Source organism: Mesorhizobium sp. M7A.F.Ca.US.005.03.2.1 (assembly GCF_003997795.1).
Taxonomy (GTDB): domain Bacteria; phylum Pseudomonadota; class Alphaproteobacteria; order Rhizobiales; family Rhizobiaceae; genus Mesorhizobium; species Mesorhizobium ciceri.
Map to the genome: position 1 here is coordinate 1 of NZ_RZRP01001412.1, position 831 is coordinate 831.

The 831-nt window shown below is 63.5% G+C and carries 2 protein-coding genes; one reads left to right on the top strand and one right to left on the bottom strand.

Annotated elements, in window-relative coordinates; all coding sequences use genetic code 11:
• Positions 1 to 658 (top strand): CBS domain-containing protein (locus EN991_RS38165; RefSeq protein ID WP_127370628.1); only part of this gene is annotated, 658 nt, incomplete at its 5' end.
• Here the strand turns inward: EN991_RS38165 and EN991_RS38170 are convergent.
• Positions 655 to 831: ribbon-helix-helix domain-containing protein (locus tag EN991_RS38170; RefSeq protein ID WP_127370629.1), on the bottom strand; the 177-nt coding region annotated here is incomplete at its 5' end. The genes EN991_RS38165 and EN991_RS38170 overlap by 4 nt on opposite strands.

An 831-nucleotide genomic window follows, 5' to 3' on the forward strand; every position in this document is an offset into this window, starting at 1 on the left:
GCCGCTGACCGCCACGTTCTTCGCCGTCGAACTGACCGGCAACACACATATGCTGGTGCCGCTGATTGCCGCCTGCGCCGCGGCGCATGCCGTGACCGTGCTTCTGATGAAGCGTTCGATCCTGACCGAAAAGATCGCCAGAAGGGGACACCATCTGGTTCGCGAATACCGTGTCGACCCTTTCGCCCTGACCCGGGTGCGCGAGGTGATGACGTCGCAGGTCGAAAGCGTGCCGGCGACGATGACGCTGCATGGCGCAGCAGCCTTCCTGACGGCGCCGGAAACACGGCATCCGAGTTTCCCGGTGGTCGACGAGAACGGTCAGGTGCTGGGCCTCATCGATCCGCCGGCGATCTTGCGCTGGAGACGCGCCGGCACGCACCGCACCACCACGCTTGGCGCGTTGCTGGCCGGCAGCAAGGTGACGCTGGCCTATCCGGACGAATATCTCGAAGGTCTCTCCGACAAGCTGCTGATGGCCAACGTCTCCCATCTGCCCGTCGTCACTCGCGAAGGCTCGTTGCTGGTCGGCTATGTCGGCTGGAAGGATCTGATGCGCGTGCGGTCCAGGAAACAGGCCGAGGAGCGCGAGCGTTCGACCTTGCTTGGCTTTGGCACCAGACGCAGGAAAAAGGACGACGCGGTCGAAAGCCTTTAGATACTCTCTCCTCGCTTCGCCCACTCCAGCACATGGAGCCTCAACGCCGAGGACAGGTTGGTGTCGCGGGGCCGCGTCTCGTCGACTTCGGCGACAAGAGCAGCGAGCGTCAGCTCCCTGGTCGCCGCGATCGCGACGAGGTCGTCATAAAAGGGCTTTTCAAGCGAGTAGCT